The following is a 14,630-nucleotide window of genomic DNA, read 5'->3' on the forward strand; positions in this document are numbered from 1 at the left end:
AGAACGCATCCATGTGCCAGCACCAGCCAGCCTGCCCGACAGCCGACTCCGCCGACCGGGAGGCCGCGCAGCTCGTGGCGCACCACCCGGAGCAGGGCTGGAGCCTGCTGTGCAACGGCGTCCTGATCTTCGAGGACACCGGTGAGCTGCTGCCGGACGGGCGGATCATCGCCCCGCACCGGGCGCTGAACGCGGGCCAGGTGGCGAAGGCCGCCTAGCGCGGCCCGGCGGGCACAACGCCGCGACGCGCCGCACGGGAGAACAGCACCGCACAAGAAGGGGCCGGCCCGGGGAGGAGATCCCCGTACCGGCCCCGACGTATGTCAGCCGTAGACGGCCCTACTTCAGTGGTCGTACTCGTCCAGCGGAGGGCAGGAGCAGACCAGGTTGCGGTCGCCGAAGGCGCCGTCGATGCGGCGCACCGGCGGCCAGTACTTGTCGGCCTTCGAGACGCCGGCCGGGAAGACCGCCTCCTCGCGGCTGTACGCGTGGTTCCACTCGCCGCCGAGCGCCGCCGCCGTGTGCGGGGCGTTGGCCAGCGGGTTGTCGTCGGCGGGCCACTCGCCCGAGGCGACCTTCTCGATCTCGCCACGGATCGCGATCATCGTCTCGCAGAACCGGTCGAGTTCGATCAGGTCCTCGGACTCGGTCGGCTCGATCATCAGCGTGCCGGCCACCGGGAACGACATGGTCGGCGCGTGGAAGCCGTAGTCGATCAGACGCTTGGCGATGTCGTCGACGCTGACGCCGGTCGCCTTCGACAGCGGCCGCAGGTCGACGATGCACTCGTGCGCCACCAGGCCGTTGGGGCCGGTGTAGAGCACCGGGTAGTGCGGCTCCAGGCGCTTGGCGATGTAGTTGGCCGCGAGGACCGCGACCTGGGTGGCGCGCTTGAGGCCCTCGGCGCCCATCAGCCGGACGTACGCCCACGAGATCGGCAGGATGCCGGCCGAGCCCCACGGGGCGGCCGAGATCGGGCCGACGCCCGTCTCCGGTCCCGCGGTCGGCTGGAGCGGGTGGTTCGGCAGGTACGGCGCGAGGTGCGCGCGCACACCGACCGGGCCCACGCCCGGGCCGCCGCCGCCGTGCGGGATGCAGAACGTCTTGTGCAGGTTCAGGTGCGAGACGTCGCCGCCGAACTTGCCCGGCTTGGCGAGACCCACCAGCGCGTTGAGGTTGGCGCCGTCCACGTAGACCTGGCCGCCCGCGTCGTGCACCTCGCCGCAGATGTCGGCGACGTGCTCCTCGAACACCCCGTGCGTGGACGGGTAGGTGATCATCAGCACCGACAACTCGTCGCGGTACTGCTCGATCTTGGCGCGCAGGTCCGCGATGTCGACCTCGCCGTCGTCGGCGGTCTTCACCACGACGACCTTCATCCCGGCCATCACGGCGCTGGCCGCGTTGGTGCCGTGGGCGGAGGAGGGGATCAGGCAGACCGTGCGCTGCTCGTCGCCGTTGGCGCGGTGGTAGGCGCGGACCGCGAGCAGACCCGCGAGCTCGCCCTGCGAACCGGCGTTGGGCTGGATGGACACCGCGTCGTATCCGGTGACCTCGGCGAGGCGCTCCTCCAGCTCGTGGATGAGCGTGAGGTAGCCCCCGGCCTGCTCGACCGGCGCGAAGGGGTGGATCTGACCGAACTCGGGCCAAGTGACCGGCTCCATCTCGGTGGTCGCGTTCAGCTTCATGGTGCAGGAGCCGAGCGGGATCATGCCGCGGTCCAGCGCGTAGTCGCGGTCGGCGAGCTTGCGCAGGTAGCGCAGCATCGCGGTCTCGGAGCGGTGCTGGTGGAAGACCGGGTGGGTGAGGAACTCGTCGGTGCGCAGCAGCGCGCCCGGCAGCGTGTCGGCGGCCGAGGCGTCCAGCGCCTCGATGTCGCCTTCGGCGCCGAAGGCGGCCCAGACCGCGGCGACGCGGTCGCGGTCGGTGGTCTCGTCGCAGGCGATCGAGACGGTGTCGGCGTCGACCAGGTGCAGGTTGACCCCGCCGTCACGGGCGGCGGCGACGGCCTCGGCGGCCTTGCCGGGGACCCGGACGGTCAGCGTGTCGAAGTACGAGCCGTGCACGACCTCCACACCGGCGGCGCGCAGGCCCTCGGCGAGGATCACCGCGTACCGGTGGGTGCGCCGGGCGATCTGCCGCAGGCCGTCCGGGCCGTGGTAGACCGCGTACATGCCGGCCATGACGGCGAGCAGGACCTGCGCGGTACAGATGTTGCTGGTGGCCTTCTCGCGGCGGATGTGCTGCTCACGGGTCTGGAGCGCCAGGCGGTACGCCTTGTTGCCGTCCGCGTCGACGGAGACGCCGACCAGGCGGCCGGGCAGGCTGCGGGCGAACTTCTCCTGGACCGCCATGTAGCCGGCGTGCGGGCCGCCGAAGCCCATGGGGACGCCGAAGCGCTGGGTGGTGCCGACGGCGATGTCCGCGCCGAGCTCGCCGGGCGAGGTCAGCAGGGTCAGGGCGAGCAGGTCGGCGGCGACGGTGACGATCGCGCCCAGCTCGTGGGCCTCGTCGATGACCGGCTTGAGGTCGCGGACCTCGCCGGAGGCGCCCGGGTACTGGAGCAGCACGCCGAAGACACCACGCTCGGCCACCTCGGCCGGGATGCCGCGGCTGAGGTCGGCGACGACGACCTCGACACCCGTCGGCTCGGCGCGCGTCTCTATGACGGCCACCGTCTGCGGGAGGGTGTCGGCGTCGACGAGGAAGACCCCGCCCTTGACCTTGCCGACGCGGCGGGAGAGCGCGAGCGCCTCGGCGGCCGCGGTGCCCTCGTCGAGCAGCGAGGCGCCGGAGGTCGGCAGCCCGGTGAGGTCGGCGACGACGGTCTGGAAGTTGAGCAGCGCCTCCAGGCGGCCCTGCGAGATCTCCGGCTGGTACGGCGTGTACGCCGTGTACCAGGCGGGGTTCTCCATGACGTTGCGCAGGATCACCGGCGGGGTGAACGTGCCGTAGTAGCCCAGGCCGATCATCGGGGCCAGGACCTGGTTGCGGTCCGCGAGGGAGCGCAGCTCGGCCAGGACCTCGGCCTCGGTGCGGGCGCCGGGCAGACCCAGCGCCTCGGCGCTCTTGATCACGTCCGGCACCGCCGCGGCGGTCAGCTCGTCGAGCGAGCCGTAGCCGACCTGCGCGAGCATCTTCGCCTGGGCCTCGGCGTCGGGCCCGATGTGACGCTGCTCGAAGGGGATGCCACGCTCGAGCTCGGTGAGCGGCATGCGGTTGGCGGTCATTACGGAGGCCTCCTGGTCTGCACGACCTGCGAGGGGCACCACGGCGCGGGTGCCCGGACGGCCTCCCCCTCTGTCATCTCAACCTGAGAGCTTCACCGGGGCGCGTGGGGGCGTCCCGGCTTTCACCGTCGGTGAGGAAGGGGTGCGCGCACAGGCCTGAGCCCGCACGTCCCCCGTCCTGCTTTCCAGAGTGACCTCGTCCGCGCGGTACGTGGGCCTGAGAGATTCCGGGGAGGATTTGCTCCTTCGGCGCCTCCGGACATCTTTCCGGAGGACTCTCCCGCACGGGGTCAGCAGCCATCGCCAGCCTACCAGCGCGGCCCGGCCCTGATCCTTCGAGTGGCCGACGCCCCCGTTGTGCACTTTCGTAGTGTTACGAGCAGTTGCGACCTGTTGGAGGGACCGTGCAGACCGATATCGATCCGCGCAGCCTGATCGGCCGCAAGGCGTTCGACCGTAACGGCAACAAGATCGGCACGGTGGACGAGGTGTACCTCGACGACGCCACCGGAGTCCCCGAGTGGGCCGCCGTACGCACCGGGCTGTTCAGCCGGGACGCCTTCGTCCCCCTGGAACCCAGCGCCCTCGTCGACGAGGCGCTGCACATCCCCTACGACCGGGCGCTGATCAAGGACGCTCCCGACTTCGGCGTCGGCCGCCACCTCTCCCCCGAACAGGAGCTCCAGCTCTACCACCACTACGGTCTCGACATCGCCGCCCCCGATCCGCTGCCCGGCGCCGACCGCGACCGGGACTTCGGACGGCTCGCGGGTGAGGAGGACGACGCCTGACCCTCCGCGCCGCCCTGCTCCCCCGGTCCGCCGTCACCCGTCTGCTCCCGCCCGGCCCCTTCACCCGTCTGCCCGGTCGCCGCTTCCCCTGCCACGTCCACCAGCCGCAGCGGCTCGGACGGCTCCAGGTCGGGGTCGTCCACCCGGAACGTCCGCACCCGCCCGACGGCGGAGGTGGGCGTCTCGAACCGGACGGTGACCCGGCCCACCCCGCTGCCCTGCACCCAGCCGGGGCCGAACGCGCGGTGGTGCACGTCGTGCCCGGCCAGCCAGCGCCGCTCGGCCGGGTCCACCGCCTCCGGCTGTTCGGGGGCGGCCGCCTCCGCCCCGGTCCCGGCCTCGACGGGCGCCTGCTCCGCCGTGCCCTGATCACCCGCCGACCGCTCGCCCGCCGCCTGGGCGAAGAGGTCCTCCTGGGTGAAGTCGGCGAGGCCGCTGACCCCGACCCCCAGCAGACGCACGCCGCCGGTGGTGTCCACGGAGTCGAGCAGCCGGCCGGCCGCCTCGCGCACCACCGCGGGATCGTCCGTGGGCCCGCGGAGCGTCTCGGACCGGGTCAGCGTGGAGAAGTCGTATCGGCGGACCTTCAGGACGATCGTGCGGCCGGAGTGCCCGGAGGCCCGCAGGCGCTGCACACAGCGGTCGGCGAGCCGTCCCACCTCGGTCATCACCCGCACCCGGTCGTGCAGGTCCACGTCGAAGGTGTCCTCGACCGACACCGACTTGGTGTCCCGCTCGGCCACCACCGGCCGGTCGTCGAGGCCGAGCGCCATCCGGTGCAGTGAGGCGCCGTGCGCCTTGCCCAGCAGCCGTACGAGCTCGTCCTCGCCCGCCTCGGCCAGATCCGCGACCGTGGTCATCCCCGCCCTGCGCAGGTGCTCGCCCGTCGCGGGCCCCACGCCCGGCAGCGTCCTGACCGGCATCGGGGCGAGCAGTTCCCGCTCGGTGCCGGGCTCGATGAGCATCAGCCCGTCCGGCTTCGCCTCCTCCGAGGCGATCTTCGCGAGCATCTTGGACCCCGCGAGGCCCACCGATCCCGTCAGCCCCGTCACCGCCCGGATGTCCGCGCGCAGCCGCTGACCGGCCTCACGGGCCGACTGGGCGTCCCACGCGACTCCCCCGGCCTCCAGGTCCACGAAGGCCTCGTCGAGGCTCAGCGGCTCCACCAGGGGCGACAGCCGCCCCAGCAGCTCCATCACCTGCTCGCTGATCGAGCGGTAGAACGTGAAGCGCGGGACGAGGTAGGCGCCGTTCGGACAGAGCCGTCTGGCCTGCGCCATCGGCATCGCGGAGCGCGCGCCGAAGCGCCGTGCCTCGTACGACGCGGTGGCCACCACACCGCGCGGTCCGAGGCCGCCCACGATCACGGGCTTTCCGCGCAGGCTGGGCTTCGACGCCTGCTCTGCGGCGGCGAAGAAGGCATCCATGTCCAGATGCAGGATGGTCGGCGCGGCTCTCACACCACCGATGCTGCCTCACACCACTGACAATCGGCCCCCTGCGGCCCGGCGGCCCCTCAGACCGCGCGGTTGCGGCGCCGGGCCAGCTCGTCGGCCGGGTTGTTCCCGACCAGCGTCTCGCCGGTGTCGACCCGCTCGCCGTGCAGCTGGGACAGCGCCGTCTCCACATCGCGCCACACCACGCCGACGGCGATGCCGAAGACCCCCTGGCCGCCCTGGAGCAGGGTGACGACCTCGTCGGGCGAGGAGCACTCGTACACCGTCGCCCCGTCGCTCATCAGCGTCATCCGCTCCAGATCACGGAAGCCGCGCTCCCGCAGGTGCTGCACGGCGGTGCGGATGTTCTGGAGGGCGACCCCGGTGTCCAGGAAACGCTTGACGATCTTGAGGACCACGACGTCCTTGAAGCTGTACAGCCGCTGGGTCCCCGATCCGTACGCCGGACGCACACTGGGCTCGACCAGGCCGGTCCGCGCCCAGTAGTCGAGCTGCCGGTAGGTGATCCCCGCCGCCGCGCACGCCGTCGGCCCCCGGTATCCGACGGTGTCGGTGCCGGTGTCGGCCGTGCTGTCGTGAAGGGGGTGGCCACCGCTCGTACCCGGCAGAGGACTCGGAGGCGGGTACGGCCCGCTCCCCCCCGGACATCCGGGGGCCTCCCCTGCCGTACTGTCGCCGCCGCTGCTTCTCACGCCGACCCTCCGTCCTAGAACTGCCCTCACGACGGTAGGCAGTCACTCGGGGTGCGTCAACGATCGCCACACTCGGCACGCCGAGTGATAATCACCCTGAGAGTGGTTTCGCGTACCCCTCTTCCGGGAAAGGCTACTCGAATGCCCCGGAGCCGCCGGGTTTCACGGGGCTCCGGGCGCGCGGCTCACTGGCTGTTGGTGCCGAAGTCCTCGGGCGAGATCTGGTCGAGGAACTCGCGGAACTTCTCCACCTCGTCCTCCTGCTCGTCCGGGATGGCGATCCCCGCGTCGTCGAGCACCCCGTCACTGCCGTAGATCGGCGTTCCGGTGCGCAGGGCGAGCGCTATGGCGTCCGATGGTCGCGCGCTCACCTCGACCCCGCTGGCGAAGACCAGCTCCGCGTAGAAGACACCTTCGCGCAGGTCCGTGATGCGGACCTCGGTGAGCTCCTGGCCCACGGCCTCCAGCACGTCCTTGAAAAGGTCGTGCGTCAGCGGCCGCGCCGGAGCCATCCCCTGCTGGGCGAAGGCGATCGCGGTCGCCTCCCCTGGACCGATCCAGATCGGGAGGTACCGATCGCCTCCCACTTCACGCAGGAGCACGATCGGTTGGTTGGAGGGCATTTCCACCCGGACACCCACGACGTCGAGCTCGTTCACACAGCAACCCTAGGACGTGCCCGGCAGGTTTGGGTAGTCGGGGACCCCCGGGGTCAGTGCAGCCGGACCCCGAGAGCGGTCTGGACCATGGCCGCGTGGAGCCGCACGGTGAGCGCCGCGAGCTCCCTGACCGTGGCCTCCGCATGCGCCCTGGTCTGCGGGTTGCGGTGCAGACGCAGGGGTGCGACCACTTGTTCGACCAGCCCGGCCTCGCGGTCGGCGGCCGCCTTCATGGCGCGAAGATGACGCGGTTCGAGACCGAATCGGCCCAGGTCCGCCACCAGGCGGGCCACGTTCACCGACTCCGCGTCGTAGCCGCCCTCGGGACCGGCCGAGATCAGCCCGTAGGACTCCCACTCGGTCAGCTCCGCCTCGGTGACCTCAGCGGCCACCAGAAGCTCCGTACGCCCCACACGGGACGCCGTGGGGCGCTCCGGGTCGCCCTCGCCCCCGCCGTCCGCCAGATCGCGCGCTCCGCCCGCGGCGGGCAGCACGGGCTGCTCACCGCGGCTCAGCGCGTCCAGATGCTCGCGGATGACCTTCAGCGGCAGATAGTGGTCCCGCTGCATCCGCAGGACCTGGGCGAGCCGCTCCACGTCCTCGGGGCTGAACTTGCGGTACCCCGACGGCGTGCGCCGGGGCTCCACGAGACCCTCGGACTCCAGGAAGCGGATTTTGGAGATGGTGACTTCGGGGAACTCCTCGCGCAGCTGGTTCAGCACCGTCCCGATGCTCATCAGCCGGTCGCCCGCGGTGGCGGTGCCGTTCCCGGCACCGCCCGTCGGTGTGTGCAGCATGGGCCTTCCCTGGTGGGTCTTCCCCCTTGCGGGTCCCCCCGGACGGAGTCTGGGAGAGGGTCAGACGCCGTGCTGGCTCGCGTAGAACACCAGCCGGTACTTCCCGATCTGCACCTCGTCGCCGTTGGACAGGTCGATCGAGTCGATCCGCTCCCGGTTCACATACGTGCCGTTGAGGCTGCCGACGTCCGAGACGGTGAAACGGCCGTCCGGGTTGCGGCGGAACTCCACGTGGCGGCGCGAGACGGTCACGTCGTCCAGGAAGATGTCGCTCTGCGGATGCCGGCCCGCCGTGGTCAGCTCGCCGTCCAGAAGGAAGCGGCTGCCCGAGTTGGGGCCGCGGCGCACCACCAGGAGGGCAGAGCCCAGCGGCAGCGCGTCCACCGCGGCCTGCGCCTCCGGCGACAGCGACGGCAGCGCCGTCTGGCCCGTCACCTCGGAGTCGTACGCCTCCAGGCCGGAGATCGAGATCGTCGACGTGGTCTCCGCGGCACGCTCGGGGACCGCGCCCGGGCGCAGCGGCGCCCCGCAGTTGGAGCAGAAGCGGCTCGCCGCCGCGTTGCTGTGCCCGCACCTCGTACACACCGGCATGGACGGATCCTCCTGCCCCGACTGGACCGCGTGGGAGCTGGTCGCATACGGATCGGACGCGAACCCGCCACCCGGACCCGCACTCGATGGGTCCTGGAAACCTATGCGGCCGGGACCGGCAGGGTCAACAGAAGACGCGCCCGGACCGCCCGGAATGTCGCCACCGGGGCGGCCCACCTCATCGCGGAACAGCGGGCGCTCGCCGCCCTGCTCCTCCGCCTGTCCACGGCCCCGGGCACGGTGCCGGGCGGAGCCGGCGGCACCGTCCTCACGTGCGCTCTTGCCGAACAACTTCGCAAACAACTTCACGGGCGATTCCCCTTGACCGAAACAGACCCGCCCGTGGGGCAGGACGAACCCAGAATCAACACACCGGCCGACCCGGACATCCTCACAACGTCCGTATCCACCAAACAGTTTCCACCACGCACCACGAGTTGGGTGCGCCGACCCCCCGCAAGCTCATGCCCTTGTGCCGTCACCGGCATGCGGCCCCGCGTCACCGCGAGGACGACCGAGCGTAGTCAGGCCGCTTCGCCGGTCGCAAGGCATCCACGACGATCTTGTCGGAACGGACCACCGTGGCCGTGGCCTGCTCCTTCTCCAGAGTCTGCACCACACCGCCGGGGATGTTGAGCGCGGGTTCGAGATCCTGTGGCTTCCCGATCACCTTGAAGACGTAAGGGGCGGTGGCCCGGTGACCGTCGATCTCGATGCCGCCGTCCGCGTCCGAGAAATAGGTGTCGGCGACCACCCGGACGTCATTGACCTGGATGGCCTCCGCGCCCGCCGCGCGCAGCTCCTGGATGGTGTCGAGCAGTTTGTCCGCCTCGACCGCCTTCTTGGCGTCGGTGATGGTCAGCGTGATGCCGGGGCCCTGCGCGGCGACCGTGCCGGCCAGGATGCCCAGCTGGCGCTCCTTCTCCAGGGTCTGCTTGCGCGCCTCGGCCGCCTGGTTGGAGCTGGTCTCCAGCTCCGTGCGCTGCCCCTCCAGCCGCGTCTTCTCGTCCTCAAGCCGCTTCGTACGGGAGTCGAGCTCGTCGAGGATGCGCACCAGGTCCTCCTGGCGGGCCCCGCGCAGCGCGCTGTTGTCGCTGGTGGAGCGGACCTGGATGGCCAGTCCCAGGCCGAGCACGAACAGCAGCAGGGCGACGATCAGTTGGGCCCGGGTCACCCGCGGCGGCCACAGCCCGGCGGCCAGCCGCTGGCGGCCCGTCACCTGCGGGCCCGACGGCTCCTCGGGCCCGGGAGCGGGCGCCTCGGGCACCGGCGGCGGACCGGGCGGCACCGGCGTGCCGGCGGACTTCGGCTGGCCGGAGGCCCCGGGCGTGTCGGGCCGCGGCCGCTCCGGAGTGGAAGGAGTGCCTCCGGCGGCGGGCCCCGGCGTACGCCCCGGCCCCTGCTCGGGCGAGTCTTCGCTGCTCATCGGCCTCACGCCCGGAAGACGTGGCGGCGGATGGCCGCGGCGTTGGAGAAGATCCGGATGCCGAGCACGACGACCACACCGGTCGACAGCTGCGCGCCCACGCCCAGCTTGTCACCGAGGAACACGATCAGCGCCGCCACCACGACGTTCGACAGGAAGGACACCACGAAGACCTTGTCGACGAAGATGCCGTCGAGCATGGCCCGCAGACCACCGAAGACCGCGTCCAGCGCGGCCACGACGGCGATGGGCAGATACGGCTCGACCACCGCGGGCACCTCGGGCCGGACCAACAGTCCGACCACGACTCCCACGACGAGGCCAAGTACGGCGATCACGATGTGCCTTTCCTTCTGGCGGCCGCGCCCCTGCCGGCGCCGGTGGCCTGCGGCTGTGCTGTACGTACGATCAGGCTCGGCGCGGCCGGCAGGCGCACCTCCGTCTGGTCCGAAATGCTGGAACGGATGCCGTAGTTCTCCTGGAGCACATGGAGGTACTGTCCGTCGGCACTGTCCTGGAAGGCGGTGCTGAGCTTCTTGCCGTCGCCCACCGCGAGCACCGTGTACGGCGGCACCAGCGGCCTGTTGTCGACCAGTATGGCGTCGCCCGCCGCCCTGATCGCCGAAAGAGCGGTCAGCCGCTGCCCGTTGATGGCGACGGCCTCCGCGCCCGACTGCCACAGACCGTTGACGACGCGCTGCATGTCCCGGTCGCGGACCCGCCCGGTGTCGGAGAAGCCGCTGTTCTCGCGCGGGCCGCCACCACCGCCCGTCTCGGTGTTCTTGGCGTCGTCCACGACGAGCTTCACACCGGGGCCGTGCACCTCGGTGGCGCCGGACAGCAGAGCGACCAGTTCGCCCTGGTCACCGCCGTGTTTCTCCAGTGCCTTGCGCTGGCGGTCACCGACCTCGCCGCGCAGGGAGTCGACCCTCTTCTGGAGGTCGTCCGCCGCCTTGGTCTCGGCCTCCACGCGCCCGATGAGCTCCTGGCGCTCCTTGGCCACCACGGGCGCCGTTATCCGCGCCTGCGCGGCACCGACCGTCACCACCACCGCGGCGAGCACCAGACCGGCCGCCAGCCCGAGCTTCGCGCTCAGGGTCCGGGGCATGCCCTCGTGCCCCTCGGCCCGGCGCCGGGCCGTCGCCTCGGCGTACCCGTCGTCGAGGGCGTGGTCCATCACATTGGTCAGCAGCGACATGGACGCGTCGGGGCGGGACGGCGGAGAAGGAGTGCTCCGAACGGGGGGCGGCTGCGACATGCCGCACATCGTCGCACGTCGGCGCCCCTGCCGCCGAATGGCCCCACCGGTGTGCCGGGCGGCGTCCCACGACGCCGCCCGGCACCCGGTGCGGACCTCAGTGACCCGCGCTGTCCACGATCGCGGACCACTCGTCGAGCAGCGCCTGCGCGGACGCGTCGTCGGGCCCCTCGGCCCACAGATGGGTGACCGCCTCGGCGGGGTCGGGCAGCACCATCACCCAGCGCCCGTCGGCCTCGACCACGCGCACACCGTCGGTCGTGTCCACCGAGCGGTCCCCGGCGGCCTCCACCACGCGCCGCATGACCATGCCCTTGACCGCCCACGGCGTGGCCAGGTCCCTGCGCAGCACATGGGCACGCGGTATCCGCGCGTCGATCTGGCTGAGCGTCAGCTGCGTCCGCGCCACCAGACCGATGAGGCGGACGAAGGCGGCGGCGCCGTCGAAGACGCTGCTGAACTCGGGAATGATGAACCCGCCGCGCCCGTCGCCACCGAAGATGGTCGACCCCTCGCGGCCCACCCGCGTCAGGTCGTCGGCCGACGTCGTCGTCCACTCCACCTGCGTGCCGTGGTACGCGGCGACCTGCTCGGCGATACGGGTCGTGGTCACCGGAAGGGCCACCCGCCCGCTGCGCCGCTCGGCCGCCACCAGGTCGAGCATCACCAGGAGCGCCCGGTCGTCCTCGACGATCCGGCCGCGCTCGTCGACGAGCGACAGCTTCTCGCCCACCGGGTCGAACCGCACGCCGAACGCGGCACGGGACGAGGCCACGATCTCGCCGAGCCGCACCAGACCGGCCCGCCGGGCGTCGGCGGTCTCGGTCGGCCGCGACTCGTCGAGCCCCGGGTTGATGACGAGCGAGTCGACCTGGAGCCGCCCGAGCAGACTGGGCAGGACCAGCCCCGCACTGCCGTTGGAGGCGTCGACCACGACCTTCAGCCCGGCCTCCTCGACCCCGGTCGTGTCGACCTTGCGCAGCAGCGATCCGGTGTACGAGTCGAAGACGCTGCTCGGGAACTGCAGGTCACCGATCTCACCGGGGAACGCACGCCGGTATTCCTGACGGGCGTAGACCCGGTCCAGCTTGCGCTGCCCGGCCGCCGAGAGGTCCGCCCCGCGCTCGTCGAAGAACATGATGTCCACGGAGTCCGGCACGCCCTGCGAGGTCCGGATCATGATCCCGCCGGCACTGCCTCGCGCGGTCTGCTGTCTGGCCACCGGCAGCGGCACGTTCTCCAGATCGCGTACGTCGATGGCGCTGGCCTGGAGGGCCGAGATCACCGCACGCTTCAGGGCGCGCGCGCCACGCGAGTGGTCACGGGCCGTGGTGACGGTCGCGCCCTTCTTCAGCGTCGTCGCGTACGCGCCGGCCAGCCGCACCGCCAGCTCCGGGGTGATCTCCACGTTGAGGACGCCGGAGACACCGCGCGCCCCGAAGAGATGGGCCTGGCCGCGCGACTCCCAGATCACCGAGGTGTTGACGAACGCGCCCGCCTCGATGGTCTTGAACGGATAGACGCGGACGTTGCCCTGGATGATCGATTCCTCACCGACCAGGCACTCGTCCCCGATGACCGCCCCGTCCTCGATGCGGGCCGCCCGCATGATGTCGGTGTTCCGGCCGATCACACAGCCGCGCAGATTGCTGTGCTGGCCGATGTAGACGTTGTCGTGGACGACGGCCTTGTGGAGGAAGGCACCCTCCTTGACGACGACGTTGGAGCCGATCACCGTGTGCTCACGGATCTCCGCCCCGGCCTCGACCTTCGCGTAGTCGCCGATGTAGAGCGGACCGCGCAGCTCCGCGTCCGGGTGGACCTCGGCGCCCTCCGCGACCCAGACGCCCGGCGAGATCTCGAAGCCGTCGATGTCGACGTCGACCTTGCCTTCGAGGACGTCGGCCTGCGCCTTCACATAGCTCTCGTGCGTGCCCACGTCCTCCCAGTAGCCCTCGGCGACATAGCCGTAGATGGGCTTGCCCTCCTTCATCAGCTGAGGGAAGACGTCACCGGACCAGTCGACGGACGTATCGGCCTCGACGTAGTCGAAGACCTCCGGCTCCATCACATAGATTCCGGTGTTCACCGTGTCCGAGAAGACCTGGCCCCAGGTCGGCTTCTCCAGGAAGCGCTCGACCTTTCCCTCTTCGTCCACGATGGTGATGCCGAATTCCAGCGGGTTGGGCACCCGGGTCAGGCACACCGTGACCAGTGCGCCCTTCTCCTTGTGGAAGTTGATGAGATCCGTCAGATCGAAATCGGTGAGGGCGTCACCGGAGATGACGAGGAAGGCATCGTCCTTCAGGGCCTCTTCGGCGTTCTTGACGCTGCCCGCGGTGCCGAGCGGCTTCTCCTCATTGGCATAGGTGAGCTCCATTCCGAGCTCTTCGCCGTCACCGAAGTAGTTCTTGACCAGAGAGGCCAGGAACTGCACGGTCACGACGGTTTCATGCAGCCCATGCCGCTTGAGCAGCCGAAGCACATGCTCCATGATCGGCCGGTTGGCCACCGGCAGGAGCGGCTTGGGCATGCTCGAGGTCATGGGGCGAAGGCGTGTTCCTTCGCCACCGGCCATCACGACGGCCTTCATGTCGGAAGCGTCCTCCTTGACGAGACAACGGTCTAGCCGACTGCACCCGTCCGGGTGGGATCCCTGGCATCAAGCGCGGATCCCTCAGCTCCGAGGGACCGCCGACGAGCTCAATCGGCCTCTGAGTCCGCCTTGACCAGCCGGCGGACCTGAACCACATACAGGATCCCTGCCCACCAATACAGAGTTGTACCCCATCCGGCGAACGCCCATCCGAAAATCGCCGCCAGGTCGGCGAGCCATCCGCTTCCATCGCTCAGCAGTAGCAACGGGAAGGCGTACATGAGGTTGAAGGTGGCGGCCTTACCCAGGAAGTTCACCTGCGGCGGCGGATAGCCGTGCCTGCGGAGGATTCCCACCATCACCAGAAGCATCAGCTCCCGGGCCAGAAGGGCAGCGGTCAGCCAAACGGGGAGAATCTCCCGCCAGGTGAGGCCGACGAGGGTGGAAAGGATGTACAGCCGGTCGGCGGCCGGGTCGAGCAGCCGGCCGAGACTGCTGATCTGGTTCCAGCGCCGGGCGAGCTTCCCGTCCAGGTAGTCGCTGACACCGCTGAGCGCCAGTACGAGCAATGCCCAGCCATCGCTCTTGGGCCCGCCGAACTCGGGGCGGAGGATCAGCCACAGGAACACGGGTACGCCGACGAGGCGCGCCATGCTGAGGACGTTGGGGATGGTGAGTACCCGGTCCGTCTGAACGCGAGTCTCCTGGACCTCCACCCGGGGGCCTCCTGTGAACGTGCCAACGATGCCCCCTGACCTTACCGGCAGCGCGAGGGCATGAGAGCACAGGGGTACGAGCCCGATCCGAACGGGTCCTGAACGCAAAAATGCCTCAACCCCCGGCCCAAAAGGGCACGGGGGTTGAGGCTAAAATTTGTTCGGCGGCGTCCTACTCTCCCACAGGGTCCCCCCTGCAGTACCATCGGCGCTGAAAGGCTTAGCTTCCGGGTTCGGAATGTAACCGGGCGTTTCCCTAACGCTATGACCACCGAAACACTATGAAAATTTGAACGCTGGCATTGACACAGCTGTTCGTTATTTCAGAACTAACACAGTGGACGCGAGCAACTGAGGACAAGCCCTCGGCCTATTAGTACCAGTCAGCTCCACCCCTTACGAGGCTTCCACATCTGG

Annotated in this window: 13 protein-coding genes, 1 rRNA gene and 2 riboswitches; of the genes, 2 read left to right on the forward strand and 12 right to left on the reverse strand. The window is 70.4% G+C overall.

Features of this window, described 5'->3' with window-relative positions; genetic code table 11:
- Positions 1-11 precede the first annotated feature (11 nt).
- On the forward strand, positions 12-218 hold the full coding sequence (locus tag AC069K_RS07965; RefSeq protein ID WP_478613245.1) for a DUF5999 family protein: 207 nt from the start codon (positions 12-14) through the stop codon (positions 216-218).
- Between the two features lie 126 nt (positions 219-344).
- Here the strand turns inward: AC069K_RS07965 and gcvP are convergent, their stop codons facing one another.
- A complete protein-coding gene (gene gcvP, locus AC069K_RS07970; RefSeq protein ID WP_478613248.1) occupies positions 345-3,230 on the reverse strand; it encodes an aminomethyl-transferring glycine dehydrogenase in 2,886 nt (961 codons plus the stop codon).
- 60 nt (positions 3,231-3,290) lie between these two features.
- Positions 3,291-3,425: riboswitch (glycine riboswitch) on the reverse strand.
- A riboswitch (glycine riboswitch) is annotated at positions 3,426-3,523 on the reverse strand.
- Between the two features lie 111 nt (positions 3,524-3,634).
- Between gcvP and AC069K_RS07975 the strand changes: the two genes are divergently transcribed.
- Entirely contained in the window at positions 3,635-4,021 is a 387-nt protein-coding gene (locus tag AC069K_RS07975) for a PRC-barrel domain-containing protein (protein ID WP_365103999.1), read from the forward strand.
- Here the strand turns inward: AC069K_RS07975 and AC069K_RS07980 are convergent.
- The 11 genes from AC069K_RS07980 to rrf form a co-directional block, all read right to left on the reverse strand.
- Positions 3,928-5,481 carry a DNA polymerase IV gene (locus AC069K_RS07980; protein ID WP_478613252.1) on the reverse strand — a complete coding sequence of 518 codons (1,554 nt, stop codon included), beginning with the start codon at positions 5,479-5,481 and terminating at the stop codon, positions 3,928-3,930. The two genes, AC069K_RS07975 and AC069K_RS07980, sit on opposite strands and share 94 nt — an antisense overlap.
- Positions 5,482-5,537: 56 nt before the next feature.
- Complete coding sequence (locus AC069K_RS07985; RefSeq protein WP_478613333.1) at positions 5,538-6,086, reverse strand: MerR family transcriptional regulator; 549 nt, start codon at positions 6,084-6,086, stop codon at positions 5,538-5,540.
- A gap of 269 nt (positions 6,087-6,355) precedes the next feature.
- A complete protein-coding gene (locus tag AC069K_RS07990) occupies positions 6,356-6,829 on the reverse strand; it encodes a bifunctional nuclease family protein (RefSeq protein WP_006123076.1) in 474 nt (157 codons plus the stop codon).
- 53 nt (positions 6,830-6,882) lie between these two features.
- Positions 6,883-7,626: a transcriptional regulator FtsR gene (gene ftsR / locus AC069K_RS07995; RefSeq protein ID WP_365103992.1), complete on the reverse strand. Its 744-nt coding sequence runs from the start codon at positions 7,624-7,626 to the stop codon at positions 6,883-6,885.
- Positions 7,627-7,686: 60 nt separating this feature from the next.
- Positions 7,687-8,634: an FHA domain-containing protein gene (locus AC069K_RS08000; RefSeq protein WP_358832079.1), complete on the reverse strand. Its 948-nt coding sequence runs from the start codon at positions 8,632-8,634 to the stop codon at positions 7,687-7,689.
- An 82-nt stretch (positions 8,635-8,716) separates the two neighbouring features.
- On the reverse strand, positions 8,717-9,643 hold the full coding sequence (locus AC069K_RS08005; RefSeq protein WP_478613257.1) for a DUF881 domain-containing protein: 927 nt from the start codon (positions 9,641-9,643) through the stop codon (positions 8,717-8,719).
- A gap of 5 nt (positions 9,644-9,648) precedes the next feature.
- Positions 9,649-9,981 (reverse strand): small basic family protein, encoded by a 333-nt coding sequence (locus AC069K_RS08010; RefSeq protein WP_003970459.1) that lies wholly within the window; start codon positions 9,979-9,981, stop codon positions 9,649-9,651.
- Positions 9,978-10,901 (reverse strand): DUF881 domain-containing protein, encoded by a 924-nt coding sequence (locus AC069K_RS08015; RefSeq protein WP_358832069.1) that lies wholly within the window; start codon positions 10,899-10,901, stop codon positions 9,978-9,980. The genes AC069K_RS08010 and AC069K_RS08015 overlap by 4 nt, the downstream gene beginning before the upstream one ends.
- 97 nt (positions 10,902-10,998) lie before the next feature.
- A complete protein-coding gene (locus AC069K_RS08020) occupies positions 10,999-13,494 on the reverse strand; it encodes a sugar phosphate nucleotidyltransferase (RefSeq protein ID WP_478613262.1) in 2,496 nt (831 codons plus the stop codon).
- A 110-nt stretch (positions 13,495-13,604) separates the two neighbouring features.
- On the reverse strand, positions 13,605-14,213 hold the full coding sequence (gene clsA / locus AC069K_RS08025; RefSeq protein WP_358837619.1) for a cardiolipin synthase ClsA: 609 nt from the start codon (positions 14,211-14,213) through the stop codon (positions 13,605-13,607).
- Positions 14,214-14,372: 159 nt separating this feature from the next.
- Positions 14,373-14,489 (reverse strand): 5S ribosomal RNA (gene rrf, locus AC069K_RS08030).
- Positions 14,490-14,630 lie beyond the last annotated feature (141 nt).

The organism is Streptomyces sp. NPDC043908, from assembly GCF_056435525.1.